Raw genomic sequence first — 26270 nt, 5'->3', positions numbered from 1 at the left:
GTGATTATATGTTTTGGGAAGAAATTATAAAAAAAGGAATAGAATATTTAAAAAATAAACAATACGATAAAGCCATTGAGGAATATAAGAAAGCACTGGAAATCAGCCCCGATAAAGAAAAATGGCATATAAATAATAATATGGGGTTCTGTTATCTATTAAAGGAAGAATACGATAAAGCCATCAAGTACCATAAGAAAGCACTGGAAATCAGCCCCGATAAAGAAAAATGGCAGATGAATAATAATATGGGGTTCTGTTATCACTCAGAAGAAGAATACGATAAAGCCCTTGAAGAGTATAATGAAGCATGTGAAATCAGCCCCGATAAAGAAAAATGGCAAATAAATGACAATCTAGGTTTCCGTGATCATCTGTTAAAAGAAGAATACGATAAAGCCATTAAATATTATAAGAAAGCACTGGAAATCAGCCCAGATGATAAGAAATGGAGCATATATAACAATTTGAGTTTATGTCATCTGTTAAAAGAAGAATACGATAAAGCCATTAAATATTATAAGAAAGCACTGGAAATCAGCCCAGATGATAAGAAATGGAGCATATATAACAATTTGAGTTTATGTCATCGGTTAAAAGAAGAATACGATAAAGCCATTAAATATTATAAGAAAGCACTGGAAATCAGCCCCGATAAAGAAAAATGGCAGATAAATGACAATCTGGGTTTCTGTTATCAATTAAAAGAAGAATACGATAAAGCCATCAAGTACCATAATAAAGCATTGGAGCTTAGCCCAGATGATAAAAAATGGAGTATATGACAATTTGAGTTTCTGTTATCGATTTAACAGAAGGATACGATAAAGCTATCAAATTATAATAATTATTTATTTTACAATTATATCTAATTTTTAATCTCTTAGAAAAATATATATACTAAAAACATATATATTAATAATCAATAGTGTATTATAATGACATAACCATAAACATATATAATAACGACATCAAATAATCTAATATGGTAAATAATTTAAAAATATTATTATGGTCCACTATAATTTATTATGATTTAAGGTGGGATTATGGCAGTTAATCGAAGCGAGATAATGAATATATATCGGAAAAATAGCTATCCTCAATATTGGAGTAGGGTAATTGAGAAACATAATTTAAAACAAGTTTATACAAATATATTTACAAATATACCAGAATATAGATTTATCGGAATGATTGGGGATGAGATATATAAAAACATTACCACAGGACCTTGCCTTTTAACTTCTAAGGAAATAAACAGTTTAAACAAAAATACCACAATAGAAGAAGTTAGAAAAATGCTGTTGAGACATCCCACATTTGAGGATTTTGTTTCAATCGCTATAAAAACTAAAAAGAAATATGTCACAAATATAATTCTTGAAACATATGAATATGCCAAACTTATAGAATATAAAACTAATATATCATATGAAGACGCTTTAATATTGACAAAAGAAGCAGGGGATAATTTTAAAAAATATTATGATTATAAATTAAATAATCTAAACAATAATGGCGAAGTTAGTAAAATTAATTATCATTATACACACACCAAAAAAATGGACAATAAATTAAGGGATTTATGTAATGAACATTTTGAATATTATTTAAATAATTCAAATTTATCTAAAAAGGGAAAAGAAATAATAAAAGACAATCCAGAGAACAGCAACTGGTTAAGGGTAAAGGTGTCATTTTTGCCAGAGGCAATAAATAAAGATAAATCCACAATAATAGAGCCGGCATCAAGTATAGAGGGCATGAAACAGGCAAATATATTATCAGAAGCTTCCGCAGTAATTACAAGAAGTCCTTCTTCATTATCAAATAAACCTGTAATGAATGAAGGAGCTCCCAATGAAGTATTTTATTTAAACAATGATTTTGTGGAAGAATTAAATAAAATAAGATCATATAATAATATGCATAAAGAATTTTATGGGAGCTCCGCATATGGAATTTCCAATATCTATTTAAATGAGTATTTAAACGGTAAAGAAATCACCGATTTTAACTCATTTGAAATATTTATAAAGGGGCTTTTCAAAAAATAAAAAAGGTGAAATCATGGTTTATGATTTAATAATAATTGGGGCAGGTCCCGCAGGTTTAACCGCAGGGATATATGGAATGAGGGCAAAATTAAATATGGCATGCATCGAAAAGGAAAACGAAGGAGGGAAAATAGCCGAGGCAGGAGCCGTTGAAAATTATCCTGGATTTGAAAATATAAAAGGATATGAATTAGCCCAAAATTTTTCAAATCATGCAAAGAAATTTGGATTAAATATAATCCACGACAATATACAAAATATTGATACAACAGCAAGACCATTTAAGATAATGGGAGATAATGAAACATATAAAGCAAACGCCATAATATTGGCAACAGGAACAAAGGATAAAAAATTAGGATTAAATGAGGACGAATTCGTAGGAAAAGGGGTAAGCTATTGCGCAACTTGCGATGCTTTCTTTTATGTTGGTAAAGAAGTAATTGTAGTTGGAAAAGGAACTCCTGCGGTTATGTCAGCACTAAATTTAAAAGACATCGTAAAAAAAGTAATACTTATAACAGAAGAACCAGAAATAAAGGCTGCCGAACCAATCATGCTGGAAAGATTAAATAATTCAGAAAATATTGAATTAATCACAAATGCTAAACCTTTAAAAATAATTGGGGAAAATAAGGTAGAGGGGCTATTAATATCTTTGAATGGGGATGAAAAAGAAATAAAATCCGAGGGCATATTTATTACTATGGGACATATTCCAAATTCAGAATATTTGAAAGATAGTGGGATTGAATTAACAAAAAGAGGATTTGTAAAAGTGGATAAAAACTGCAAAACCAACATAGAAGGAATATTCGCCTGCGGAGATATTGCAGGGGGTATTTTGCAAGTATCAAAGGCAGTTGGAGAAGGAGCTGTAGCTTTGGCAAGTGCTTCAAGATATTTGGATAAATTGGATAGTAAATAATAAAAAAATAAAATAAAAAATAATATTTAAATTTCCATATTTTTTAATCTATTTGATATATAATTCAATATACTTTTTAGATTTTGATTATTATCATAATTTTTTACAATGTTTTCAAGTTCTTTTTTATCTTTTTGTTTATATTCCTTTACATATTTTGTTAATAAAGGAATACATCGAGTTAATTCATCTACGATTGTTATTGTGGATTTTCTTGCTGTTCGTGAAAGGGGGTTTAAATCAATACAAATAACAGTTTTTCCCATATTTACTAATGCTTCTGTTCTATCTCCATCTTCCAAAGGAACTAAAACAACATCAGCACTATAAATTCCTTCTTCTGAAACTTTTCCCCTTAAACTATCTAAATTCTTTATTTGTTTATTTGTAGTTGCAGGGTCCAAACCAAGTAATTTTATTTTTTTATTCTTTATTTTATTATATATTTCTTTATCTTCCTCAAATGCTTTTTTTATGTTTTCTTCTCTCTCTTTTGTCCTATAAAATAAATTTACTTCTATTTTTCCATTTAATTCTTCGGAGAGTTCCACAATATCATGCTTTGATAGTGCAATAGTATTTCCATTTATGGATATAACAGGATTTTCTGCCAATAATAACACTGCTGACGCAACTTTGATAGAATGCAATGCTTCGGTAGTGGTTTTTTCGCCAATGAGATAATCAAAAGATTCGCCTCTCCCATGTGCCGTTAATCCTGCTTTTGCAAGAATTCCCTTATCAAATGCTTCCACCACTTTTTCTCTGTTTAATAATGATTTGTATCTTGGATGTGTTTTTGGAACCATAATATATCACTAATTAACTATTAATTTATATTATATACTAATTATATCGATTATATCGATTATTATATAAATATGTTAAAAAGAATAATATAAAATATATAAAATAATTAGTATTAATAAACAATACTTAACTAAAATTAAGCAATTGTATATATAATAAATTGTGGTATGATTATGTATAATGATGAATTATTAAAAATAACTGCGGATAATATTGAGCATGTTCAAGTAGAAGAAATGAATCCAATGCCCATGATTAAATTGAAAAGTATCAAAGAATTTATAATGTTTGCCAAGAAATGCGGATCTGGTTTTGTATGCGTTTATAATGAAAAAGAATCGAACTCTGGAAAATTTTTCGTCATGGTCGGGGGCGTATTGTATTGGATACCCAATAAAGGATATAATAAATTGAGGGACTATCTAATAGGTTCTAAACAAGGATATAATAATGGAAATGATTATTATGAAGGGAAAGAATTTGGATTTTCAAAATGTAACGAATACATTAAATTTAAAGAAGCCGGTTTTGATAATACTCACGATTACCGAAATGCTAAAAAATTAGGATATTTAAAAGGATTAGAAGAATTGGAACATATGGGGCTCCTTTATAATAATACACTTAATGAATGTAAATACATCAATTATTATGGGGATAGTGGGTTTATAGAGGAGTACGATATTGCCAATAATGCCGATTTATATTATTTTGCCATCAAAAATAATTTTGAGGATTTTGAGGAATTTAAAAGTGCTTTATTGGCCGGATTTAGAAATGCAAATGCCTACAAAAATGCTTACAAAAATGGATTTAAAACCGCCGAAGAATACCATCTATGTTTAGAGGAAGGATTTAAAACCGCCGAAGAATACCATAAATCATTAGAATTAGGTATGCACAGTAAAGAATCATTAGAATTTTACGATAAACTGGAAAAAATTAAATTAAAATATAATTTGGATACCTTTGAGGAGGCATTACTATATGATACAATATTTAATATGCCAGTAAATGGTGCAATTTCCATTGATGAATTATGGGACAATCTAAGAAATAACAAAAAAATAAAACAAGTCCCAAAAGAAAGAATAAATGCAATACTAGAAAATCATGACCAATTAAAAAATAAAAGTGAAAAAATTGAATATACTCAAACATGGTATTCAAAGACATTTGAGGACAAGGATGATTTAAAAAAATATATTTTGCAACAGGAGTTTATTTCATCAATAATCAAATACAATGAAAATAAAGAGATATTTGAAAAATATAATATGCCAATATTTTCAAAAAGATTTATTATTATAGATACCAGTAGCATTACTCATAAATATATATCGCAATTGAGAGATATTATAAGGGAGCTCCACTTTGAAGTGGTAACAATAATACCTAGATTTAAAAAATCATCCTCTCCAATAGCTGGGACTTATACAATATTGACAAATTCGGAAGAAGGAGTCCTGAATATAATTATAAATTATATTAAAGGATTTGGCGCTTCGGTAATCACAAATGAAAAATTCGAAGAATGGCGAAAAATAGATAGATGGGTATCGGACAATATTGATAAATATCTAATTAATTATTCGATATCAGAAGAAGATATTATATCTATTGATAGAAAAGAAATTTTAAGACTCCATTTAACTGAAATGATTAAAAATAAAAAATAATATTTATATTTATATTTATATATTATAAAAACTCGAAGAGTTTTTATTTGGATTATTGTAATATATTATGCCTCCTTTCAATATTATTATAAAGATAAATTATTTACTACAAACATTTTACATCAATTTTTCAAGATTTTCAAATTTTTGTCTTTTTTTAAGCTTTGAAATTACGAACACAGGATAATATGGGAATATACATGCACCCACCAAATATCTTCCAGTATATATGGCAAGTAGAAATAACATAAATTGAATGGCCCCAATACAGTATAATGTTTTTAATTTAAGTTGTATATTCATAATATCTCATTTTCACTTTTTTATAGTCTGTTCGGAAAGTATGTCTTTTTATAGGATAATTTTATGTTAAATAATGATGTTCTAAAACATATCATATATTTTATTTAATGTTTTATTAATTCTAACATAATGGCAATACCAACAGGCAATAATAGGTTATCATCTATTTTAATTTTTTCGCTTATTAACTCCATAAAGGCACCAATAAATGCCATAACTATTCCAACAGTTCCAAATCCATAATATAATATCAATGAAGAGGAAATAAAAAACGCCAAAAATCCTTCTACGGTTTTTTTAAAATATTTTATTTTTAATTTTCCGTTAATTCCTACTATTGTGGCTAAGGAATCCCCCACTGCAAGCACAAGAATAGAATAAAATATTATTTTAATATCTGGTATTATGATTAACATAATTAATAATCCAATTATAAATAATATGGCCCCCCTTCCATTTTCATTATTTCTACTACAAATTTCATGGAGCTCCGAGATTATAATAAGGTAGTTATTTTTTAAATAAAAATATAAAAATATTCCAATAAATAATATAATAAATAATGGATATATTATTATTTTTCCAAAACATAGTACTGCAAATGCTATTATTAAACCAAATATTAAATGAATTAGCTGTCGATATAATTCTTTCATAATATTTTATGGTATTAAATTGTTATTTATAATTATGGTATGTTAAGATATGAATAAAAAAATATTATTCAAAAATTTCTTTAATTGAATTATATAATCCATCAACCAAAAATGATATTTCTTCGGCGGTTATGGTTAAAGGGGGGACTATTATAATTGTGTTAAATATTGGTCTCATATATATTCCTTTTTCAAGTAATTTATCTGCGACTTTATATCCTGCTTTAAATTCATATGGGAATGGCTCTTTTGTTTCTTTGTCTTTTACAAGTTCTATACCTATCATAAATCCTTTTTTCCTAATATCTCCAACATTATTCAGTTCTTTTAATTTGTCCATTGAATTATGGAGGTATTTTATTTTATCCTTTGTATTTTCAAATATTTTGTCATCTTCCAATACATCAAGGGTAGCAATTGCAGAGGCGCATAATAGTTGATTTCCTGTATAGGTATGCCCGTGGAAAAATTGCACACAGTCTTTAAAATCCCCTAAAAATTCATTATATATTTCTTCCGTTGTAATTGTTAAAGCTAATGGTAAATAACCGCCAGTTATTCCTTTTCCTATACATATTATATCTGGTTTATTTAATTTTTTAAGGGTTTCATTGTCTGAAAATAAATATTTTCCAAGTCTCCCATATGTGGCAACTTCATCTAATATTAATATAATATTGTGTTTTTTGCAGAGCTCTGCAACTTTTTCGATATATCCATCTGGATATGGAATTATACCTGCTGAGCCCATAACTCCAGCTTCAAGAATTACGCAAAATAGTTCTTCTTTGTGGGATTCTATTAAATTTAACATTTCCTTTAAACAGTCCATTTCACAACCGCATTTGTTTCTATCGTCTGTATCTTTAAAATTATGATATTGGCATCTATAACAATAAGGAGTATTTGCAAAATATCCATTAAACAACAACGGTTTAAACATACCGTGAAATGTGGAGCTCCCCCCTACACTCATTGTTCCAATTGTGTCCCCGTGGTATCCCTCTTTTACAGAAACAAATTTTGTCCTTTGAGGTTGTGCTGTTTGGTTATTGTTATTATTATCTTTATTATTTTTACTATCTTTCAATTGACAATATTCAAAAGCCATTTTTACAGCTATTTCAACAGCTTCCGACCCATCTTCTGAATAAAATACTTTTTTCAAATGCGGGGGAGTAATATTAATTACCTTTTCCGCCAATATTGTTGATGGAACATTTCCACAACCCAATAATGTGGAATGGCATATTTTATCTGCCTGTTCTTTAATTGCATTTATTATTCTTTTTTCACTATGTCCTAATAAATTACACCAAATAGAAGAAACAGCATCAAGATATTTTTTATTTCGTATATCTATTAAATAATTTCCTTCACCTCTTTCAATTATTATATTATTGGGGTTTTGGTTGTATTCTTTCATTTGGGTATATGGATGCCATACAAATTTTTTATCCATTTCAATTATTTTTTTAGGATTTAAATTATTGTTCATTATATCACCAAAAATATTTAAAAAAATAGGGGGGGTAAATCGGCGAACATTTGCTTAAAATTTATTGTTTATTCCAAATCCCAACAAATAATATATGGTCTTTTTCAAAAGGCTCAATATTCACTTCATCTACTATTTCAAAACCCCCTTCTATTAATATTTGTTTTTGTTCTTCAAATATTTCTTTGGGGTTTCTTAGTACATCAACACTTCTCGCTTTAATTGAAATCATTCCATAGCCGCCCTCTTTTAAAAACCATTTTGCATTATTTACAAGAATTTCGGCCTGTTTTGGTTGTGCTACATCTTCAAAAATCACATCAACTTCCTCAACTACATTTGAATATTCAACTGGGTTTGTAGCATCTCCAAGTATTGGGATTAAATTTTTTCTATCTTTGGAGACATCTAAAAATTCTCTCATAATTCTCGGTGCAAATTCTACTGAGTAAACTGGGGAATTTTCGGTTATATCTGCAACATGCGATGGTGTTGTTCCTGCGGATACTCCCAAATACAGCACTTTTGAGCCTTTTTTTATTGGCATTGTTTTTAATCCATTTACTATTGCAGCACCCAATTTACTTCTATTTGGGTTCCATATTCTATATTCTAAATTATCTTCGCCAGTAATTAATTTTTCCCCGTATATTCTTTTTGACGGGACCAACGATTTTGTGGCTATTCTTTTCAATCCATCATCTGACTTTAATTCATAAATATTATTAAATATTTCTTTAAGTTTTACTTTTTCCATTTTTTTAACCTCTAAGTTATGTAAATTTATTAATATTTTGATGAAGTTTTGCCTATGATTTTTCTTTCAGTTTTAACTTTTTTATCTTTTTTATCTTTTTTTTCGGAAGTGTTTTTAGTTTTTTCTTTATATTCTTTTTTAGGTTTGGATTCTTTACTACCTTTTCCCCTTCTATCTTCTCTTTTATCTGTTCTCTTTCGTTCCCCTCCCCTTCTATCTTCTCTTTTATCTCCTCTATCTTTTTTATCTCTTCCTTTTCTATCCCCTCTACCTTTATCATCTTTTCCTCTTCTATCCCCTCCTCTTCTATCATCTCTTTTATCTCCTCTACCCCTATCATCTCTTTTATCTCCTCTACCCCTATCATCTCTCCTATCTACTGGTTTTCTTCTTCTTTTTTTAGCTTCTGGATTTCTTTCCTTAATAGATTCTACTTTTTTAGTTAAATCTTCCAATAACATATCTCCGATGTAATTTCCATAAACATCAGCTCTAACAGCAATTGCCAATTTGTTAGCTATTGCCCTGGCTACTTTACCGGCTACCCACCAAGGAGCTCCCTGTAATAAACTGTGTTGGAATATTACACCATGCTTTGGCGGCAAAGCTCTTTCTCTTAAATGAGCAAATAGTGCTTTTTCTGCCCCCATCACTTGTATTGCAGATGCAGGTAGTTTTGATAATCTATCTATGCCACCAGTTAAACTTATTAATCTTGCACCCAATGAGGCCCCTGCAACTTTTGTCAAACTTGGTGCTATTTCCTCCATCAATTCATTTAAATAGTTTATTAATTCTTCTCTAAATTCATACATAGATTTTATCTGTCCTGCAAACATTTTTATGGTCATTATATCGGTTTCAGATAAATCTGCTCCCATTGACTGTTTTGATACGGTGGATAGCGTTCTAGCAAGATTCGAAGGCATGGATTTTTTTAATCTTGTTCTGGTGTAATTTTCCCGTTCTGTGTATTCATAAGCTGTGCTTACATATAATTCATGTTTTTTTATTAAATTATCCATTTCAGGGAAATATAATGAATACCACTCTCTAAATCTTTCGGAAAATAGGTTCAATGATTCGTCCAAATCGTCTAAGGCACTTACTGTTTGAATAATTAATTTATCCCTTTCTCCTGCTGATTGTTTCATGTTCATTTTTGTAAGTTCGGAGCTCCATAAATTCATTTTTTCCAAAAATTCTTCATAGTTGTTGAATAATCCTTCTCCATATTTTAATCCAATTTCATATAAATTTCGTCTTACAAAAATTCCAATTGGTAGGGGTGTATTTCCGGCTAATTCTACTTTTATATCGTCGGTTTCCAAATTCCACTGTTCTTTTAATTCTTCGATTATTGTATAATCTCCATTTTTCAAATCATATGATATTTTAATCCTGTTATTGTTATCAAATATTTTATAATAATCAATATCATCGATTGAATTAATTTCGCCATCTTTTTCCGTGGCAAATGCTCCAAATATTGTAAATGTTAAATTTATCATAAAAATCACCAAAATATAATAATTATATAGATACAATGAATTTATAATATTAATAATATTATAATATCCATACAATATTCATAAAATTATATAATCATAATTAAAAACAACAATACTAAAAATAAATCAGTATTTCATAATAGGTTATTTTAAATTAATTTAAAATATATATTATTTACCATCATATATATAGGGTATGTTCAGAAGCTTTTTATTATTTATTGGAAAACTATATATACTACATATAATATTACACTATTGTTTAACTTTTTTAAATAGTTTAAAGCTTTGCATAATGCAATAAAATATATATCTACAAACAAAATAAGAATACGATATACTATAAGGCTTTTGTTTTTAAGCCGTAAAACCACTTTTTTGGAGGAATACGAATGGCAGATGATAATCTATTAACAACATTAGATACATACTTGGCGTCTGGAATCCATATCGGAACCCAGCAAAAGACAGAAGATATGAAAAGATTCATATATAGGGTAAGAGCAGACGGTCTCTATGTTTTGGATGTTAGAAAAACAGACGAAAGAATAGGATTAGCAGCTAAATTTTTGTCAAAATACGAACCAGAAGAAATATTGGCAGTTTCAAGAAGAATCTATTCAGTAGGTCCTTTAAAGAAATTTGGTCAAACAACAGGAATAACCACAGCAGCTGGAAGGTTTGTTCCTGGAACACTTACCAACCCTTCATCAAGAAAATTCCTTGAACCAGAAGTTTTGTTTTTAAGTGACCCAAGAATAGACAGACAGGCATTAAAAGAAGCAATAGAAATTGGAATACCTATTGTAGGAATGTGTGACACAGAGCATTTAACTTCATTTATCGATTTCATAATACCTACAAACAACAAAGGTAGAAAATCTGTTTCATTAGTATATTATCTTATAGCAAGAGAATATATGAAAAACAGAGGATTAATTGGGGAAGATGTTCCATTCACCTACGAAGAATTTTTGGAAAAAGCAATGAGTGTTAAAGTTAAAGTTAAACCTCAGCAATTCCAAAGAGGAAGAAGATGGGGAAAAAGAAGATAAATAATCAATAAATATGACTGCGATATAGATTATTATATTAGTGATTAAAAATGGATGATATATTACTTCAATGCCCAATATGTGATGATGTAACGCCCCATGTTGAATTAAAACGGGAAGAATCTAAAAAACATTTTAAAATAACTGTAAGATGTTTAGATTGTGGGCATGTCCACCATATCGAAGAGCGAATAAAATTAAAGGATATTCATGTTATTATAAGTAGATATGGAGAATCCGAAAAAAAAACTATTCAATTGCCGACTGATGAAAATTTAAAAATAGGCGATAGGCTCGTAGTTTATGATGAGGATGTTGAAATCACGGGTATTGATACCACAAAACGAGTTTCCTCTTCAAAAGTAGAGGAAATAACAACCCTATGGGTTAAATCTCTAAATATCCCTAAAAAAGTAGGAATATCAATAAATGATGGGGTCACTACTCATTCGGTTAGCGTTTTAGTCCCCAATGATTATGTGTTTGACAATAAAACACTGTATCGGGTTGGAAGGTTATTTTTCAGGATAAAGAAAATAAAAACCGAAAAAGGAACTTTTAAGCGGGAACTCGCAATAAAAATAAAGCGAATATATTCCGACTCAGCAAAACCACTTAGGGATTTTGAAGATTTGACTGAAAATATTGTATAATTCCTTATTATTATCATTATTAGTGAATAGAATACCTTATGAGGTGCAATTATGGCAAGAATGAAAGCAAGGTCTGGTAAAGGGAGAAGAGTAGCCAGAGATACTTGGAAAACTAAATCATGGTATGAAATAAGAACCCCTCAATCATTTGGTGGCGATTTACTTGGAACAACTCCAGCAAATGACCCATCTAATTTATTGGGTAGAGTTACAGAGACCAGTTTAAAAGATTTAACAAATGACCACTCAAAACATATGGTTAGGTTATACTTCAAAGTAGATGGTGTTGCTGGAAATAATGCAACAACACAATTTGTAGGACATAACACTACAAGAGAGTATTTAAAGTCATTAGTTAGAAGAAGAAGAAGTAAAATAGTTACAATAACAGATATTAGAACAAAAGATGGATATAAAATAAGAGTTAAAGCTATGGTTTTAACTGCTGTTAGAGCAAGAGACCACCATAAAACAGACATAAGAAAGAAAATGGAACAAATCATTGTAAATATGGCTAGAAACTCAACATTCCCAGAATTTGTTCAAGCTATGTTGTTGGGCGGATTAGGTTCAAAAATATATGCAACCTGTAAAAGAATAATGCCTATGAAAAGAGTAGAAATATACAAATCCGAAGTAATGGAATTTGGTAAATCTGCAACTCCTGTTGTTGAAGCACCTGCTGAAACAGAGGTAAAGGAAGAAGTAAAAAAGGAAGTTGTTGAAACACAAACTGAATAATTTATTTATTATTTTTTTATTATTTCTTAAAATTCCTTCGGAATTTTTACGATATGCAATAATCAGAGATTATTGAATCCCGGACGGATTGTATAAATTTTCCAAAGGAAAATTTAGAAATTTTAACATTTTTAAAAACAGGGTGGCGTTAGCCATATACTGAAAAATATATATTATTTTTTAATTTTAAATTATATGGTGCATTATAGGGGAGCTCCCTTTTCACTCTCCATTTAAATCTCAGATATGATTTCTCTCAATACAACCGTAGCATAATTTCCTCGCTCCATTTTAAATGATATGGAGATTATATTATTGTCTTTATCTATTGAACTTTCAAAATCATAAATTTTTGTGATTAATTTTCGGCGAGTTCCAGGGAAGTTTCCATAATCTTCAATTTTAAACTTTTTTAAATCAAGATTTTCTTTTTCAATAATATATTTTTCAATATCTCCTTGAATTCCATCACTTAATATTGTATCACTACCAAGTATATTCCCTGTGGGAGCTCCCTCCTCCACCACATCTCCATCAAGAATATCAAATGAATAATCCCTATGTCTAATATTTATCATTTCATTGAATAAATATGATTGATATGCATTTACAAACATACTACTTAATTGTGGAGGTAATACTTTAAAACATTCTTTATAATTCCCTGTTTTAATGTAGTGTCTTATCATTTTTATTTCATTATAATAACTTTTTTTAGGGAATAATTTTAAAGCCTTCTCAAATTCTCCATTATCTACCATCTCTCGAGCTTCCTTTACAACGCCTGTTTCATTTATTGGAGCTCCACAGTATGTATAAAAAGCACTTTCAAAATCCCGATTATATATAAATTTACCCACAATATGCGTAATGGGTCGGAATGTTCCAAATCTTTGAGTTCCATAGTAATTTAAAATATAGTCTAAATTTTTATTTTTCAATATTTCTTCATATTTAGAAATATCATTATAATATTTATCGGTTTCATTTAATCTTATTTTTATTGTAAATTTATTGCCCCATAAATGGCCCATTCTTAATTTTATGTTTGTTTTTTGAATGTCTCTTATGGTTATATCTTTGATGGAGTTTTTTATCTCTTCAAGTTTCTCTGGTTTTATGCCAAAACAGCCTACTCTTTGAGTAGTTAAGGCAAATTTATCTTTTGTTCCAGCAAAACCAAAATTTTTCCGTTTAGTTTTTGTTCTTCTTGCCAACTCCCTTATAGCGTCCATAGTATTCCAGTTTATTTTTTCCATCGTAAAATGGATAAATGAACCATTCCAATCATGTTTATTTTCCTCTTTAAATCCTATGTCTTTTCCAGCTTCCAAAACTATCCCTTCTGGAGTTATTTCTTCAACTATAAAATCTTCAGGATATTTTTTCATGACTCCATCTATTTTTAAATTAAGCAAATAGCAATTTAAATTTAATGGCATTTCCTCCAATAGTGAATTTATTCGGAGCTCCCTGTATTTCTTTAATTTTTTATTTCTAACTTTTGCTATGTTTTTGGCAGTTTCCTGTTTATTTTGCCTTACTATGTTGTTATTTCTAATAGTTTTCATAATCTACCTTTAAAATTGAGTATAAAATTTAATATATATTATATATATGTAATATACTATTTTATTATGTTATTGTTATTTAGTATTTTATTTACACTATTATTCATTATATTATTTATTTTAACTTGGTGAGATTATGTTTATAGGCATTGACGACACAGACAGCAGAGATAAATATTGCACAACCTATATAGGAACTTTATTGATGGAACAATTAGAAAAAAAATATAAAATGGACATTCCAAAGCTTATAAGAATGAATCCTATGGTTAAATATAAAACTCGTGGAAATGGAGGAGTTTCTTTAAGGGTGTTGGGTAAAAATGATGGAGCTCCATTATCCAACAGAGACATAGAATATATAAAGGAAACAGTTATAAACCTAGTGGAAAAATATTCAGATTTTGAATGCGAAGGCACAAATCCTGGTATTGTGTTTTTAAGCGAAGAAAATTATAATAAAAATAAAGAAATTTTAAACAATTATTATAAAAAAGTTTTAAAAGACATTGTAGATATAAATTACACAAAAGAAATTTTAGACAAAGTGGGGGCAGAGTATATAATTTACAAAAAAGGTCTAGGAATTATAGGGGCCCTGGGAAGTATTGCATCAAATCCACCATTTACATACGAGCTATTAACATACCGAAAAAAAGAAAAATGGGGAACAAAACGAACAATAGACAGTAATTCAGTAGTTGAAATGGATAAAAAAACTATTCCATACACATACAATAATGTAGATGGAAATAAACAAATAATAGCTCCAAATACAAAATGTCCCGTATTATATGGAATTAGGGGAACTAAAAAAGAGACATTACTGGAAGCTATGAACATGGTAAATAGTGAAGAAATAGATAAATACAGAATATATTTAACAAACCAAGGAACAGACATTCATTTACGGAATTTTAAAATTAAAGATATTTATGCCAATACGGGAGTTAGGGTGTATGGAGAAGTTTCAAGCAATCCAAAAAATATAAAAAATATTGTATTATTTGAAATTAAAGACCATACTGGTACAATAAATTGTATAGCTTATGAGCCAACAAAATCATTTAGAAATATTATCAGGGCTTTAAAAATGGGGGATTTAGTGGCAGTATATGGAACTGTTAGAGATAGTCCATTTGAGATAAACATAGAAAAAATAAAAATAATAAAATTAGCTAAACAATATATTAAAGACAAAAAATGTGAATGTGGGGGAACACTTAAATCAAAAGGAAAAGGTAGTGGATATAAATGCAATAAATGTAAAAAAACTATACCTTATAACGACATAAAATTAATAGAAATAAAAAGAGATGTAATTGAAGGGTTTTACGAAGTGCCTGTATCTGCAAGAAGGCATTTAAGCAAACCTCTCCTATTATTTTAATTTTTTAATAATTATATCAAACATTTAGGAGGGGAGCTCCATTTAATAAATCCATAATATCTGTTCTAGTAATAATGCCCTCAACTTTATTATCTTCATTTACGGCAATTAATCTACCTACTTTATGTTTGTCCATTTTTTCAATGGCATCAAATATTTTATCTTTTGTAGATATGGTAATAACATCTTTTACCATAATTTTATCCACTGTGCCATTTTCAAGTCCTTCTGCCAAAGATTTGGCAATATCGTGAAGTGTTATAATTCCTTCAAGTAGTTGATTAGTTTCATCACTAACTATTGGCACACCATGGATATTTTTAGAGTATAATAATTTTGAGGCCTCCCTTATTGTTGCGGTTGGTTTTAAAAATATCATTTCTTTTTTATTATGTAATATGCTTTCCACAGGGATATTTGGCACACTCATAACTCCAATTACATCAATTAGTAATATATGGTTTATATCGTCTCTCCCCGCTATTTTACCAACAACTGTTATTTTATTGTGGTGAGTAGGTCCAATTTTTACAATATCTCCAGCACTAAATAATTTGGTATCTCCCCTTATATGTATCATAGAAGAACAAGATTTTTCATGAGCTATTGTATCAAATATTATTTTTTCAACAAATACTCCTTCTACTGGTTTATTATCTTTATATATTGGCACAGTGATGTCTTTTTTATCGCATAAAAGACCTATTGACCTATATGCCTGACCTGTTGGAACATAGCCTCCTTTTGGTCCCGGAACTCCATCTACAAGATTTAAAGCCCTTAAAGCTTGCATTTGATTTCTAATTGTTCCGGGGTTTCTATTTAATTTAATGGCTATTTCTGTCCCTTTCACTGCTTTATTTTTTTCTTCGTATATTGCAATTAATTCTTGAAGAATTTCTTTCTGAACTATGGTGAGCTCCATAATAACACCATCACAAATTATTATATGTAATTATATAGATAATTAATTATAAATAATGATAATTAATTACAAATGATTATAAATAATGATATTTAGTTTATAAAAATATGAAAATAAAAGTATAAATATGTTTTGATTAAATTAAAAATCAAGGGACACAATAGGAATATTTAACCTATTTTCAAGATATTTTTTAATAAATTTCAGCCCATAAACTTCTGTTCCATAATGTCCACCATCGATAATACATAAATTGTTTTCTTCTGCAATTATTTTTGAGTGGTGGGTTAAATCCCCTGAAATATATACATCAATATTTTTATTTGATACGAAATTTATGGAGCTCTGGGATAATCCATAACCTGACAACACGGCCACGGTTAAATTTTTATCTTTGGTGAGGTTGGGAGCTCCCACCACAACAGGATTTTTACATATATTATTTTTTGTTATATCAAGGAGCTCCGGGAAAGAGCCATCAAATAATCCAACTCTACCAAGTCCATTATCATATAAATTATTTACATCTTTTAAATTGTATAAATCAACAAGAGCATCATTTAAACCATTTTTACATATATCAAGGTTTGTATGTGCTGAATATAATATAATATCATTTTTCGATAATATTTTTAGTTTTTCATAAATAACGCCTGTAATTGTTCTTATCGGGTCTTTTAATATTGGATGGTGGGTAAATAAAAAATCAATATCCTCTTTTTCTGCTTTTTTTACCACACTTAAAGAAGGGTCTAATGCTATCCCGATTTTTTTAACTTCTTTATTTATATCATTTCCAACTTGAAGCCCTATGTTATCCCTTTCTATTGCCAATTCTTTTGGTGCAAATTCTTCTATTGTGTTTATAATATCAATTGCCTTTATTTTATTATTTTTATTTTCCATTTTTCCAACCTGTTATTATTTGTAGTTCTTCATATGGAAATTTCATTGATGCTGTTTTTTCTGCCTTAAATCCATATTTTTTTAATAACTCGATGGTTTTTTCCTCCCCGGTTAATGAAGATTGCACTATTTGAATTACTCCATTTTCTTTTAAATAATTAGATACTTCTTTAATAAATCTGTCCAATACCTTTCTTCCATCAATACCGCCATCAAAGGCATAATTTAAGTATTTTTCTAATTTTTCCTCCTCTGTTGTAGGGAGATAAGGGGCATTAAATAAAATTACATCAAATTTATATTCTGTCTTTATACTATTAAACAAATCGCTTTCAATAAATGATATTTTGTTGGCATCTAATTTATTTAATTTTATATTTTCTATTGCTGTTTCTATGGCATAAGGATTTATATCTATTCCAATTACTTTTTTAGCCCCCTGCTTCTTTGCATTTATTGCCTGAATCCCTGTCCCTGTTCCGACATCTAAAACTGATTTATTTTTGACTTCTGTTAAATTATTTATTAATAATTCGCTATCTTCCGCAGGTTCATAAACTTTTGGGTGAATTTTTATAGTTATATCTTTTATTTTAATTGTGGGATTTTTTTCCATTGTATTCCTTATTTTTTAATTTATTTTTATTTATATTACTTCATTTATATTACTAATATTTTTATTTTTAAAAGTTCCAAACATCGTCCCCAATATAATGAATAGTGTTTATTGCTTTGCCTTTATTTGATTCTTTCATGCTTTTGCCATCCATTAAAGCAATACCAACACATAATGGTTTATTGTGGTTTTCATCAACTACAAAAATTATATCTCCTTCTTTTATTTCCTCATCCGCATCTACTATGCCAGGAGCCATAACATCGGCACCATTTGCTATAAATCTCAGAGCTCCCATGTCTACAACAACTTTACCACTGTTTAAATTGTGTTTTAATATTGTTTTTAAGGTAGGATATACTTTATTATTTATTTTAAATGCTATTGGTTCGTTATTTGCTAAAACCATTTCATAATCTTCTGTTATCGCTATTTCTATATTTGCTTTATTTGGTATTATTTCTTTTTCAAATATATTATTTAGTTCTTCTTTTAATTTTTTTATTTCTTTTTTATTTAGGCAGTATCTTCTTTTTATTTCCAATTTTTCACCTGTTTTTATTTTATTTACTCTAAAATATTATAAAATGTATCTCTTTCTCTGGGAGCTCCACCAATGGCATTTATAACATTTCTAATTTCTTCGGCACCCATATAAGTTCCATAACTTGCACCGGCTGATTTTGAAATATTTTCTTCCATAAGTGTCCCCCCAAAGTCATTTGCACCGCATTTTAATCCCATTTGTGCCAATTTAATTCCCAATTTAACCCAAGAAACTTGAATATTTTTAATAGTATCTCCAAATAACATTCTACTAATGGCATAAACTTTTAAATCTTCAATCCCGGAGCTCCCTCCTCTTGCATTTCCTTCATAATATATTGGTGCCATTTTATGCATAAAACTAAGTGGTACAAATTCCGTAATTCCGCCAGTTTCTTCCTGAATTTCTTTTAAAATAAATAAATGATTTACAATGTGTTTATATTCCTCAATATGTCCATACATCATAGTAGAAGTTGTTTTAATTCCTACTTTATGTGCTGTTTTTACTATTTTTATCCATTCCTTGGTAGATAATTTCGAAGGACATAATTCGGCCCTAATATTGTCATCCAATATTTCCGCAGCAGTTCCCGGCATTGTGTTTAATCCGTTTTCTTTTAATATCATTAGTGCTTCTTTAATGTCTAATCCAGAATTTTCGGATGCAAATTTTACTTCCATGGGCGAAAACGCATGAATATGTATTCCTCCAAGTGGTTTTGTGGCAGAACAAACTTCTTTTAATATGTTGGATTGGAGCTCCACATCTATATTATTGCGTAGTCCGCCCTGAATACATACCTCTGTGCATCCCAATTTTTTTGCCTCAAAAGCTTTTTTTCCAATTTCTTTTGGATTAATAAAATAGGCATCGTTATGGTTTTCATCAACCTTAAAGGCACAAAATTTACAATCTCCCACACAAATATTTGTAAAATTAATATTTCTATTTACAACATATGTTATGGTGTTTCCGTTTATTTTTTTATTGATTTTATTTGCACAATTCAAAATATTAAAAAGATTTTCATTATCTTCAAATAATTCTAAACATTGTTTTTTTGAGATACTTTTGCTGTAATTATCCGCATAACTATCAAAATCCATTAAATCACCAAATGATAATAATTGTATGTGTATATATAATAGTATGCCTGGGAGCTCCCTTACAATAATATAGTTAATCTTCAATATATCTGTCCCTTATCTATCCTATCGTAAAAATTCCTATGGAATTTTGAGGTCGTAAAAATCGCTTTGCGATTTTGAGACAGTTTAGTGAAAAAGACCGAAGATTGACTATACAATTCCATAATATTATGGCATGTAAAAAGTTCCCGAACGAACTATAAATAAAATCCTTCAGATTTTCTGGTCCGCATCTTTGATGTGATGAACAAAATATTTTAAAATTAACTATACATAATATTTAATACCTCTATTACAACCATAACATAAAAATAATACTATTAATTTAAGTTATATCCCATATTACATTAATTAATGGGTATTTTAAAAATTACAGCATCATGCAATGATATATATACTTTTCTATTTGTGTTCGATGGCAAATATATATAATGATGAACAAAATATATAATATCGTATATTGAAGCATAATGCCCAACAATAATCGGATAATAAATACCATAATAATACATAAATATTATGGCATAATATGAATAAATTTTAAGTCTCATTTAAGGGTTGCTTCACTGCCATAAATAATTTAAAACCAAGGTGAAAAAATGAAATTTGGTATTGAATTTGTTCCTAATGAACCCATAACAAAATTAAGTTACTATGTAAAATTGGCAGAAGATAATGGATTTGAATACTGCTGGATTACAGACCACTACAACAACAGAAATGTATATATGGCATTAACAGCAATCGCAGCAGCTACAAACAAAATTAAAATAGGACCTGGTGTAACCAACCCCTATGTAAGAAGCCCAGCTGTTACAGCATCAGCAATGATTACATTGGACGAAGTATCAACAGGAAGAGCTGTTTTAGGAATAGGTCCCGGAGATAAAGCTACATTTGATGCTTTGGGAATTGAATGGACAAAACCTGTATCCACAATTAAAAAAGCTATTGCAGATATGAAAGCTTTAATGGATGGAGAAAGATTAGAAGAAGGAGCAGTTTTAGCAATTAAGCCATCAACAAAAATCCCAATTTACATGGGAGCTCAAGGACCAAAAATGCTTGAAACAGCAGGTATGATTTCAGATGGTGTATTAATTAACGCATCAAATCCAAAAGACTTCGAAGCAGCAGTTCCATTAATTAGAAAAGGGGCAGAAGCAGCAGGAAGAAGCATGGATGAAGTAGATGTTGCAGCTTATGCTTGTATGTCAGTTGATAAAAACGCAGATAAAGCAAAAGGAGCAGCAAGCCCAGTTGTAGCTTTCATTGCAGCAGGTTCGCCACCAATGGTTTTAGAAAGGCATGGAATTGACCAAGAAAAAGTAGCAACAATTAGTGCAGCATTGAAAAAAGGAGACTTCGGAACAGCATTTGGAACAGTAGATGATACAATGTTAGAAGCATTCTCCTTATACGGAACACCTGATGAAGTAGTTGAAAAAATAGCAGCTCTTGGAAAAATGGGAGTAACACAAATTGTTGCAGGTTCCCCAATTGGACCAAACAAAGACACCAGCATTAAATTAATCGGTAAAAAAGTTGTTCCAGCAGTTAAAGATTTATAATCTTTTAACGGATTTATCTTTTAATTTTTTTGTTTTTAAAATAATTTTTTAAAATAATTTTGATAATCTAAATAAAAATAAAATAAGATAAATGATAGTTAATATTATTTATTTTAGATTTAATTCTTTTATTAAATCCCCTATTTTTGAAGGATTTGTTATATTAATATCTATTTTTTTATCATTTATTGTTATTTCAACGGTTTTTTGACCTTCTACGGATAGTTGAATTCCCACTCCTTTTTGTTCGATGATATCGATTAATCCAACAAGCATTTCCATATCCATAATATCCCCTTTTTAATTTTTTCTTTATTTATTGAATATAATTAATTGTTATTAATATATTATTAAACAAATAATAATATATTTTTATTCCTTTTTAATCTTTTTAAATTTATCGCATGCATTTTCAGCTGCAAGAGCTAATGGATCAATTACCATCGAAACAGGGGGCGCATAGCAGAATTCCATATCTGCGAGCTCTTTACAAGTCATATGATTTACAATAGCTATTGAAATGGCGTCTACTCTTTCAGCAACTCGTTCGCCCCCTACAATCTGGCATCCGACAATGTGCTTGTTATTATCGCATATTAATTTAACTTCTATTAATTTTCCATCTGGGTAGTATCTTGCTCTGGTTAGTGCCTTTGATTTTCCAACTACTACTTTGAGCCTATTTTGGTGAGCACCGAGCTCACTCATACCAGTTCCAGCCATTTCAATATCTCCTATTTTTGATACCATGGCATTTAAGACTGGATTAAATTTAGCTTCAATTCCTACAATATTTTTACCTGCAACTTTACCTTGCCTAACTGCTGTGGTTCCAAATGGCGAAAGAGTTGTCTGCCCAGTTATAAAATCCTTAACTTCGACACAATCTCCAACAGCATATATATTAGGTATTGAAGTCTCCATTTTTTCATTTACCTTTATTGCCCATCTTCCTACTTCACAGCCCGCCATTTTAGCGAGCTCCGTATTTGATCTAACTCCTGTTGCCAATATAATCATGTCTGTATCAATCTCTCTATCGTCGGCATATATTGCTCTAACCTTATCCTCTCCAATTATTTTTGCCAATGGTTTTCCAATTATGAATTTTATGCCAATATCTTCCAAATATTTTTTAACGGTTTCAGCCATGTCAATATCTAATGCTCTTGGAAGCACTTGCGGAGCCATTTCAATTACAACCACATCAAGACCCATAACTTTTAAGGCATATGCCATTTCTAATCCAATAGCTCCTGCACCTGCAACTACGGCACTTTTCGAATTTTCAGCATATTCTTTTATTTTCATTCCGTCTTCAATTGTTCTTAGTTTGAATACCCCCTCTAAATCTATGCCCTCAATAGGAGGAATAAACGAGGAACCGCCTGTTGCTATTACCAGGTTATCATATGATAATTCATTTATTTTGCCATTGCTATCCTTATATGTTATATTATTATTTTCTGAATTAACTGTTAATACTTCGGATTCAGTGATTACATCAATTAATCTATTTTTTTTATATTCTTCTGGTGTGTGCATTATTATATCGTCAAATGATGGAATTTCGCCACATATTGCATAAGGTATAGCACATGGGGAATATGCTATATATTTATCCATTGTTATTACGGTTATTTCCATTTCTTTATCGTATCTTCTTATCGTAGATGCAGTAGTGAGTCCAGCAGCACCACTTCCTATTATTATAGTTCTCATTAATTCACCTTATAAAATAAAATATATAGAAATAATAATGGTATTAATATATTGATATCTTTGTAGGCCCCATTATATATAATATTTGTGCAAATAATTAATATATTAAACATCCATATCCATCTAACAATAATTTTCATGTTTTATTATTATTGTGGTATGTTATGTAATATCGATAAATTGACAAGATATTATTAAAATAGCTAATTTCAACAAATATATTCATTTTTTTATATATTAACAATGCAATATAAAAAGGGAAAATATGTTCATTAAAAATATTATTCATACTGTGCTGGGAAAAGATAAAGATTTAGTTAATGAGGGAAATAAATTATATTTTAAAGGCAAATATTTAGAAGCTATTGATAAATATTTAGAAGCTATATCTATAAATCCAACCAATAAAACTGCTAAATTAAAAATAGAGGCATCTAATAAAATTATATGTCTATATAAGGATATTTCTCTAAACTATCAAAACGGAGATTATGAAAAATGTATCCCATTATGTAAAAATATAATTCAACTGAATCCAAAAGACCAAAAAATAAAATATATGGAATATCGTATCAATAATATTATAAAATGGATACAGAAGGGGGATTTATTTTACAAGACTTATAGATATAATTTGGCAGTAGATAACTACAAAAAAATATTAAAATTAAATCCGGACGACGAGAAATATGTACATAAAGTTAATGAACTTAATGACATAATCAAAAAAATTAAATTGTTGAAACAGAAATGCGATGAATTATACAATTCTAAAAGATATCATGATACAATAGATGCATACAGTGAATTATTGGAGTTATGTCCATGTGATATGGATATTCATGATGTATTGGGAGATATACGGAGGGAACTAAATAGAATAGAAATATTGAGGCAAAGGGGGGAAAAATTACAAAATAAGGGAGAATATGAACTTGCATATAATATATATCGAGAAATTTTGGATGCCTATCCATATGATGAAGGGGCTTTAAATGAGATATGTGGACTTAAAAAGATAGTATATGAAATATATAATGAAGAAGGAATTAATGCAATTAGTGAATTTAATTATGGGTTGGCATTATGCAATTTTTTAAAAATAAAAGAACTTAATATGGAATTTAGTAAAAAAGAGCATGATGAATTAAATAATAATATAGAATTATTTAGCAAATGCTTGGAATTAAAAGAAAATGGCGATAATGAATTGAAATTGGGTAATTATCAAAATGCTCTGAATTATTATAATCAATTATTGACATTAATGCCAAATGATAAAGATATAAAATATAAAGTAAAAAAGTGCAATGAAAATATCGATAAAATTAACTTATTACTAAATAATGGGACTAATTTATTAAATTGCAAAGAATATACTCGAGCCTATGCAATATATAATAAAATTTTAAAGATTGAGCCCAATAATATAGAAGGTATGAAAGGGGCAGAATATTGTGAAAAAATATTGGACGATATAGATAGATTAAAAAATAAAGGGGATGAATTATATAATTTTGGCGATTATCAAAAAGCCACTGTAATATATGGCGATATATTAAAGATTGAGCCCAAAAATAAAGAGATAATCGATAAAATTGATTTATGTAGGACATTTATTGATAAAATTAAAAATCTAATGAATGAGGGATATGATGCCATTAATGAAAATAGGTACAAAACCGCATTAAATATATTTAATATGATTTTATCAATATGTCCCGCAGATAAAGAAGCTAAATCAAATTGTGAAAAAATAAAGAAGTATTTAAAATTAATTAAGAAAGGAGATAGATTGTGCCTCCATAATGCATATGAAAAAGCACATTTATATTATAATTGTGCTCATGAAATTTTTAAAAATGAGGAATTAAAGGAAAAGATAGAATTCAATGGGTTGATGGTGTATAATGAGAATGTCAAAATTGCAAATAAAGCACTATCTAATAAAAATTACTACTCTGCAATAGAATATTATAAAAAAGCACAAATGTATGCAGACAACAATAAAGAAGATATTATTGATAAAATAAATACTTTATCAGAAATTATTGAATCAGTTGAAATAGCTGAACAAAAATATAAAAATGGAAATTATACTTTATCTTTAAAAGAATATATTAAATTAAATAATTTAACCAATGGCCAATATGCTGATGAAATAGAAAAAAATAATAAAATAATAAAATACATCGAAAAAGGGAATGGGTTATACAATAATAAAAAATATGCGGAATCTATTTCATATTATCAAAAAGTTATGGAGTATAATCCATCAGATATACAAATTATGGAAAAAATCCAAAAAATTGACAATTTAAAATCATTTGAAAATAGGGAGAATATTGAATTCAATATGGAAAATTATGATATTGCACTTCAACATTATTCAACATATTTAACATATCTGGAAGATAAATATATTAATAATTTTTAAATGAAAATTTCACTACTTTATTTTAGGCAATATCCAAAAATAAACCTATAATTGTCAATTGGGACATATTCGATATTATATAGATTTTATTATATGGATTTTTAATAAATTATAGATTTAAATTTATGGTTATTATGTTGTATAAAAAAATAGCGAGGCGAAGATTCGAACTTCGGATCTCCGGGTTATGAGCCCGGCGGGATGGGCCTGGCTACCCTACCTCGCTAATTAATTTATTCATATGGCAAAAATGGATAAATAATATATTTAAATTAATAATTCTTACATTACATAAAAAAATAGCGAGGCGAAGATTCGAACTTCGGATCTCCGGGTTATGAGCCCGGCGGGATGGGCCTGGCTACCCTACCTCGCTAATTATCTTACTCGCACAGTAAAGATGGAGGAGGCAATATATAAAGGTTGTGGTATCGTGGGGATAAATACAACAACCATAATATAGTAAATCAATGGACTTTTGGCTTGATGCCTGCCTGTTAAATTACTAAATTATACTTTATTTATTAAATAATTAACATAAATTCCTATGTTTTTGACCATTAAAGGACATCTAACTGTTGATTCACTATAAATTAAAAGAATTTTGTTAATATGAATATTGCAATTACGGCAAATACAATTAATAAATATATTTGCTGAGTTCTAATCATTTTTTTTCTCTTTTTAGTATATGCTTCCCTACATTTTTCGGAGCATAATATTTCATCTGGCGGAATTGATACTCCGCACATTATACAATGGCTATGTTTTTCTACTGCCATA

25 protein-coding genes and 2 tRNA genes are annotated in these 26270 nt (G+C 28.9%); 10 read left to right on the top strand and 17 right to left on the bottom strand.

Annotation, left to right across the window (positions count from 1 at the left end; all coding sequences use genetic code 11):
- The first annotated feature begins 8 nt into the window (after window positions 1-8).
- The 3 genes from MAEO_RS03845 to trxR all read left to right on the top strand — a co-directional run bounded on the left by MAEO_RS03845 (window position 9) and on the right by trxR (window position 2988).
- Entirely contained in the window at window positions 9-785 is a 777-nt protein-coding gene (locus MAEO_RS03845) for a tetratricopeptide repeat protein (RefSeq protein ID WP_011973483.1), read from the top strand.
- A 264-nt stretch (window positions 786-1049) separates the two neighbouring features.
- Window positions 1050-2060 carry a hypothetical protein gene (locus MAEO_RS03840; protein WP_011973482.1) on the top strand — a complete coding sequence of 337 codons (1011 nt, stop codon included), beginning with the start codon at window positions 1050-1052 and terminating at the stop codon, window positions 2058-2060.
- Window positions 2061-2073: 13 nt separating this feature from the next.
- A complete protein-coding gene (trxR, locus tag MAEO_RS03835; RefSeq protein WP_011973481.1) occupies window positions 2074-2988 on the top strand; it encodes a F420-dependent thioredoxin reductase in 915 nt (304 codons plus the stop codon).
- 26 nt (window positions 2989-3014) lie between these two features.
- Here the strand turns inward: trxR and MAEO_RS03830 are convergent, their stop codons facing one another.
- Window positions 3015-3800 (bottom strand): 4-phosphopantoate--beta-alanine ligase, encoded by a 786-nt coding sequence (locus MAEO_RS03830; protein ID WP_048062375.1) that lies wholly within the window; start codon window positions 3798-3800, stop codon window positions 3015-3017.
- Between the two features lie 171 nt (window positions 3801-3971).
- Between MAEO_RS03830 and MAEO_RS03825 the strand changes: the two genes are divergently transcribed.
- The gene (locus tag MAEO_RS03825; protein ID WP_048062374.1) at window positions 3972-5477 is read left to right on the top strand and encodes a hypothetical protein; all 1506 of its coding nucleotides are present in this window, start codon (window positions 3972-3974) and stop codon (window positions 5475-5477) included.
- 117 nt (window positions 5478-5594) lie between these two features.
- Here the strand turns inward: MAEO_RS03825 and MAEO_RS03820 are convergent, their stop codons facing one another.
- From MAEO_RS03820 to MAEO_RS03800, 5 genes are all read right to left on the bottom strand, one after another.
- A complete protein-coding gene (locus tag MAEO_RS03820) occupies window positions 5595-5780 on the bottom strand; it encodes a hypothetical protein (RefSeq protein ID WP_048062373.1) in 186 nt (61 codons plus the stop codon).
- 104 nt (window positions 5781-5884) lie between these two features.
- Window positions 5885-6436 carry a diacylglycerol/polyprenol kinase family protein gene (locus MAEO_RS03815; protein ID WP_011973478.1) on the bottom strand — a complete coding sequence of 184 codons (552 nt, stop codon included), beginning with the start codon at window positions 6434-6436 and terminating at the stop codon, window positions 5885-5887.
- 64 nt (window positions 6437-6500) lie between these two features.
- Window positions 6501-7934: an adenosylmethionine--8-amino-7-oxononanoate transaminase gene (gene bioA, locus MAEO_RS03810; RefSeq protein WP_011973477.1), complete on the bottom strand. Its 1434-nt coding sequence runs from the start codon at window positions 7932-7934 to the stop codon at window positions 6501-6503.
- 61 nt (window positions 7935-7995) lie between these two features.
- Entirely contained in the window at window positions 7996-8691 is a 696-nt protein-coding gene (locus MAEO_RS03805) for a fibrillarin-like rRNA/tRNA 2'-O-methyltransferase (RefSeq protein ID WP_011973476.1), read from the bottom strand.
- A gap of 29 nt (window positions 8692-8720) precedes the next feature.
- Window positions 8721-10202, bottom strand: coding sequence for a hypothetical protein (locus MAEO_RS03800; protein WP_011973475.1), 1482 nt, complete (start codon window positions 10200-10202; stop codon window positions 8721-8723).
- Window positions 10203-10594: 392 nt separating this feature from the next.
- On the opposite strand from MAEO_RS03800, the gene rpsB reads away from it, so the two are divergent.
- The 3 genes from rpsB to MAEO_RS03785 are packed head-to-tail and all read left to right on the top strand — an operon-like array spanning window position 10595 to window position 12651.
- Window positions 10595-11257 carry a 30S ribosomal protein S2 gene (gene rpsB, locus MAEO_RS03795; RefSeq protein WP_011973474.1) on the top strand — a complete coding sequence of 221 codons (663 nt, stop codon included), beginning with the start codon at window positions 10595-10597 and terminating at the stop codon, window positions 11255-11257.
- A 50-nt stretch (window positions 11258-11307) separates the two neighbouring features.
- Window positions 11308-11910: an HVO_0476 family zinc finger protein gene (locus MAEO_RS03790; RefSeq protein WP_011973473.1), complete on the top strand. Its 603-nt coding sequence runs from the start codon at window positions 11308-11310 to the stop codon at window positions 11908-11910.
- 51 nt (window positions 11911-11961) lie between these two features.
- Window positions 11962-12651, top strand: a complete 690-nt coding sequence (locus MAEO_RS03785) for a 30S ribosomal protein S3ae (RefSeq protein WP_011973472.1) — start codon at window positions 11962-11964, stop codon at window positions 12649-12651.
- A gap of 233 nt (window positions 12652-12884) precedes the next feature.
- Here MAEO_RS03785 and truD read toward each other — a convergent pair whose 3' ends face one another.
- Window positions 12885-14222, bottom strand: coding sequence for a tRNA pseudouridine(13) synthase TruD (gene truD / locus MAEO_RS03780; RefSeq protein WP_048062372.1), 1338 nt, complete (start codon window positions 14220-14222; stop codon window positions 12885-12887).
- 136 nt (window positions 14223-14358) lie between these two features.
- Here truD and MAEO_RS03775 point away from each other — a divergent pair, with 136 nt between their 5' ends.
- Window positions 14359-15612: a tRNA(Ile)(2)-agmatinylcytidine synthase gene (locus MAEO_RS03775; RefSeq protein ID WP_011973470.1), complete on the top strand. Its 1254-nt coding sequence runs from the start codon at window positions 14359-14361 to the stop codon at window positions 15610-15612.
- A 16-nt stretch (window positions 15613-15628) separates the two neighbouring features.
- On the opposite strand, the gene MAEO_RS03770 is transcribed toward MAEO_RS03775, so the two are convergent.
- The 5 genes from MAEO_RS03770 to cofH all read right to left on the bottom strand — a co-directional run bounded on the left by MAEO_RS03770 (window position 15629) and on the right by cofH (window position 19715).
- Window positions 15629-16537, bottom strand: a complete 909-nt coding sequence (locus tag MAEO_RS03770) for a CBS domain-containing protein (protein ID WP_011973469.1) — start codon at window positions 16535-16537, stop codon at window positions 15629-15631.
- Between the two features lie 141 nt (window positions 16538-16678).
- Window positions 16679-17422: a Nif3-like dinuclear metal center hexameric protein gene (locus MAEO_RS03765; protein ID WP_048062479.1), complete on the bottom strand. Its 744-nt coding sequence runs from the start codon at window positions 17420-17422 to the stop codon at window positions 16679-16681.
- Between the two features lie 10 nt (window positions 17423-17432).
- Complete coding sequence (locus tag MAEO_RS03760) at window positions 17433-18059, bottom strand: HemK2/MTQ2 family protein methyltransferase (protein WP_011973467.1); 627 nt, start codon at window positions 18057-18059, stop codon at window positions 17433-17435.
- Window positions 18060-18126: 67 nt separating this feature from the next.
- A complete protein-coding gene (locus tag MAEO_RS03755; RefSeq protein ID WP_011973466.1) occupies window positions 18127-18603 on the bottom strand; it encodes an RNA-binding protein in 477 nt (158 codons plus the stop codon).
- A 23-nt stretch (window positions 18604-18626) separates the two neighbouring features.
- Window positions 18627-19715, bottom strand: a complete 1089-nt coding sequence (gene cofH / locus MAEO_RS03750; protein ID WP_011973465.1) for a 5-amino-6-(D-ribitylamino)uracil--L-tyrosine 4-hydroxyphenyl transferase CofH — start codon at window positions 19713-19715, stop codon at window positions 18627-18629.
- Window positions 19716-20356: 641 nt separating this feature from the next.
- Between cofH and mer the strand changes: the two genes are divergently transcribed.
- Window positions 20357-21328: a 5,10-methylenetetrahydromethanopterin reductase gene (gene mer, locus MAEO_RS03745; protein WP_011973464.1), complete on the top strand. Its 972-nt coding sequence runs from the start codon at window positions 20357-20359 to the stop codon at window positions 21326-21328.
- A gap of 108 nt (window positions 21329-21436) precedes the next feature.
- Here mer and MAEO_RS03740 read toward each other — a convergent pair whose 3' ends face one another.
- Both MAEO_RS03740 and MAEO_RS03735 read right to left on the bottom strand, forming a co-directional pair.
- Window positions 21437-21616, bottom strand: coding sequence for a hypothetical protein (locus MAEO_RS03740; RefSeq protein ID WP_011973463.1), 180 nt, complete (start codon window positions 21614-21616; stop codon window positions 21437-21439).
- An 84-nt stretch (window positions 21617-21700) separates the two neighbouring features.
- Window positions 21701-23050, bottom strand: coding sequence for an NAD(P)/FAD-dependent oxidoreductase (locus MAEO_RS03735; RefSeq protein WP_011973462.1), 1350 nt, complete (start codon window positions 23048-23050; stop codon window positions 21701-21703).
- Window positions 23051-23315: 265 nt separating this feature from the next.
- On the opposite strand from MAEO_RS03735, the gene MAEO_RS03730 reads away from it, so the two are divergent.
- The gene (locus MAEO_RS03730) at window positions 23316-25487 is read left to right on the top strand and encodes a tetratricopeptide repeat protein (RefSeq protein ID WP_011973461.1); all 2172 of its coding nucleotides are present in this window, start codon (window positions 23316-23318) and stop codon (window positions 25485-25487) included.
- A 150-nt stretch (window positions 25488-25637) separates the two neighbouring features.
- On the opposite strand, the gene MAEO_RS03725 is transcribed toward MAEO_RS03730, so the two are convergent.
- The 3 genes from MAEO_RS03725 to MAEO_RS03715 all read right to left on the bottom strand — a co-directional run bounded on the left by MAEO_RS03725 (window position 25638) and on the right by MAEO_RS03715 (window position 26269).
- A tRNA-Met gene (locus MAEO_RS03725) sits at window positions 25638-25713 on the bottom strand.
- 74 nt (window positions 25714-25787) lie between these two features.
- Window positions 25788-25863 (bottom strand) — tRNA-Met (locus MAEO_RS03720).
- A gap of 217 nt (window positions 25864-26080) precedes the next feature.
- On the bottom strand, window positions 26081-26269 hold the full coding sequence (locus tag MAEO_RS03715) for a DUF2116 family Zn-ribbon domain-containing protein (protein WP_011973460.1): 189 nt from the start codon (window positions 26267-26269) through the stop codon (window positions 26081-26083).
- Window position 26270 lies beyond the last annotated feature (1 nt).

The sequence above is a fragment of the Methanococcus aeolicus Nankai-3 genome (genome assembly GCF_000017185.1).
Lineage (GTDB): Archaea > AGJL01 > Methanococci > Methanococcales > Methanococcaceae > Methanofervidicoccus > Methanofervidicoccus aeolicus.
This window is presented reverse-complemented; position numbering and strand designations above follow the sequence as displayed.

What these genes read in the sequence shown, in the direction of transcription:
- MAEO_RS03845 (WP_011973483.1), top strand. Translation starts at nt 9, where the DNA reads ATGTTTTGGGAAGAAATTATAAAAAAAGGAATAGAATATTTAAAAAAT.
- MAEO_RS03815 (WP_011973478.1), bottom strand. Translation starts at nt 6,436, where the DNA reads ATGAAAGAATTATATCGACAGCTAATTCATTTAATATTTGGTTTAATA.
- truD (WP_048062372.1), bottom strand. Translation starts at nt 14,222, where the DNA reads ATGAAAACTATTAGAAATAACAACATAGTAAGGCAAAATAAACAGGAA.
- bioA (WP_011973477.1), bottom strand. Translation starts at nt 7,934, where the DNA reads ATGAACAATAATTTAAATCCTAAAAAAATAATTGAAATGGATAAAAAA.
- MAEO_RS03760 (WP_011973467.1), bottom strand. Translation starts at nt 18,059, where the DNA reads ATGGAAAAAAATCCCACAATTAAAATAAAAGATATAACTATAAAAATT.
- MAEO_RS03730 (WP_011973461.1), top strand. Translation starts at nt 23,316, where the DNA reads ATGTTCATTAAAAATATTATTCATACTGTGCTGGGAAAAGATAAAGAT.
- MAEO_RS03715 (WP_011973460.1), bottom strand. Translation starts at nt 26,269, where the DNA reads ATGGCAGTAGAAAAACATAGCCATTGTATAATGTGCGGAGTATCAATT.
- MAEO_RS03790 (WP_011973473.1), top strand. Translation starts at nt 11,308, where the DNA reads ATGGATGATATATTACTTCAATGCCCAATATGTGATGATGTAACGCCC.
- MAEO_RS03800 (WP_011973475.1), bottom strand. Translation starts at nt 10,202, where the DNA reads ATGATAAATTTAACATTTACAATATTTGGAGCATTTGCCACGGAAAAA.
- MAEO_RS03740 (WP_011973463.1), bottom strand. Translation starts at nt 21,616, where the DNA reads ATGGATATGGAAATGCTTGTTGGATTAATCGATATCATCGAACAAAAA.
- trxR (WP_011973481.1), top strand. Translation starts at nt 2,074, where the DNA reads ATGGTTTATGATTTAATAATAATTGGGGCAGGTCCCGCAGGTTTAACC.
- cofH (WP_011973465.1), bottom strand. Translation starts at nt 19,715, where the DNA reads ATGGATTTTGATAGTTATGCGGATAATTACAGCAAAAGTATCTCAAAA.
- MAEO_RS03785 (WP_011973472.1), top strand. Translation starts at nt 11,962, where the DNA reads ATGGCAAGAATGAAAGCAAGGTCTGGTAAAGGGAGAAGAGTAGCCAGA.
- MAEO_RS03735 (WP_011973462.1), bottom strand. Translation starts at nt 23,050, where the DNA reads ATGAGAACTATAATAATAGGAAGTGGTGCTGCTGGACTCACTACTGCA.
- MAEO_RS03775 (WP_011973470.1), top strand. Translation starts at nt 14,359, where the DNA reads ATGTTTATAGGCATTGACGACACAGACAGCAGAGATAAATATTGCACA.
- mer (WP_011973464.1), top strand. Translation starts at nt 20,357, where the DNA reads ATGAAATTTGGTATTGAATTTGTTCCTAATGAACCCATAACAAAATTA.
- MAEO_RS03770 (WP_011973469.1), bottom strand. Translation starts at nt 16,537, where the DNA reads ATGGAGCTCACCATAGTTCAGAAAGAAATTCTTCAAGAATTAATTGCA.
- rpsB (WP_011973474.1), top strand. Translation starts at nt 10,595, where the DNA reads ATGGCAGATGATAATCTATTAACAACATTAGATACATACTTGGCGTCT.
- MAEO_RS03825 (WP_048062374.1), top strand. Translation starts at nt 3,972, where the DNA reads ATGTATAATGATGAATTATTAAAAATAACTGCGGATAATATTGAGCAT.
- MAEO_RS03820 (WP_048062373.1), bottom strand. Translation starts at nt 5,780, where the DNA reads ATGAATATACAACTTAAATTAAAAACATTATACTGTATTGGGGCCATT.
- MAEO_RS03840 (WP_011973482.1), top strand. Translation starts at nt 1,050, where the DNA reads ATGGCAGTTAATCGAAGCGAGATAATGAATATATATCGGAAAAATAGC.
- MAEO_RS03805 (WP_011973476.1), bottom strand. Translation starts at nt 8,691, where the DNA reads ATGGAAAAAGTAAAACTTAAAGAAATATTTAATAATATTTATGAATTA.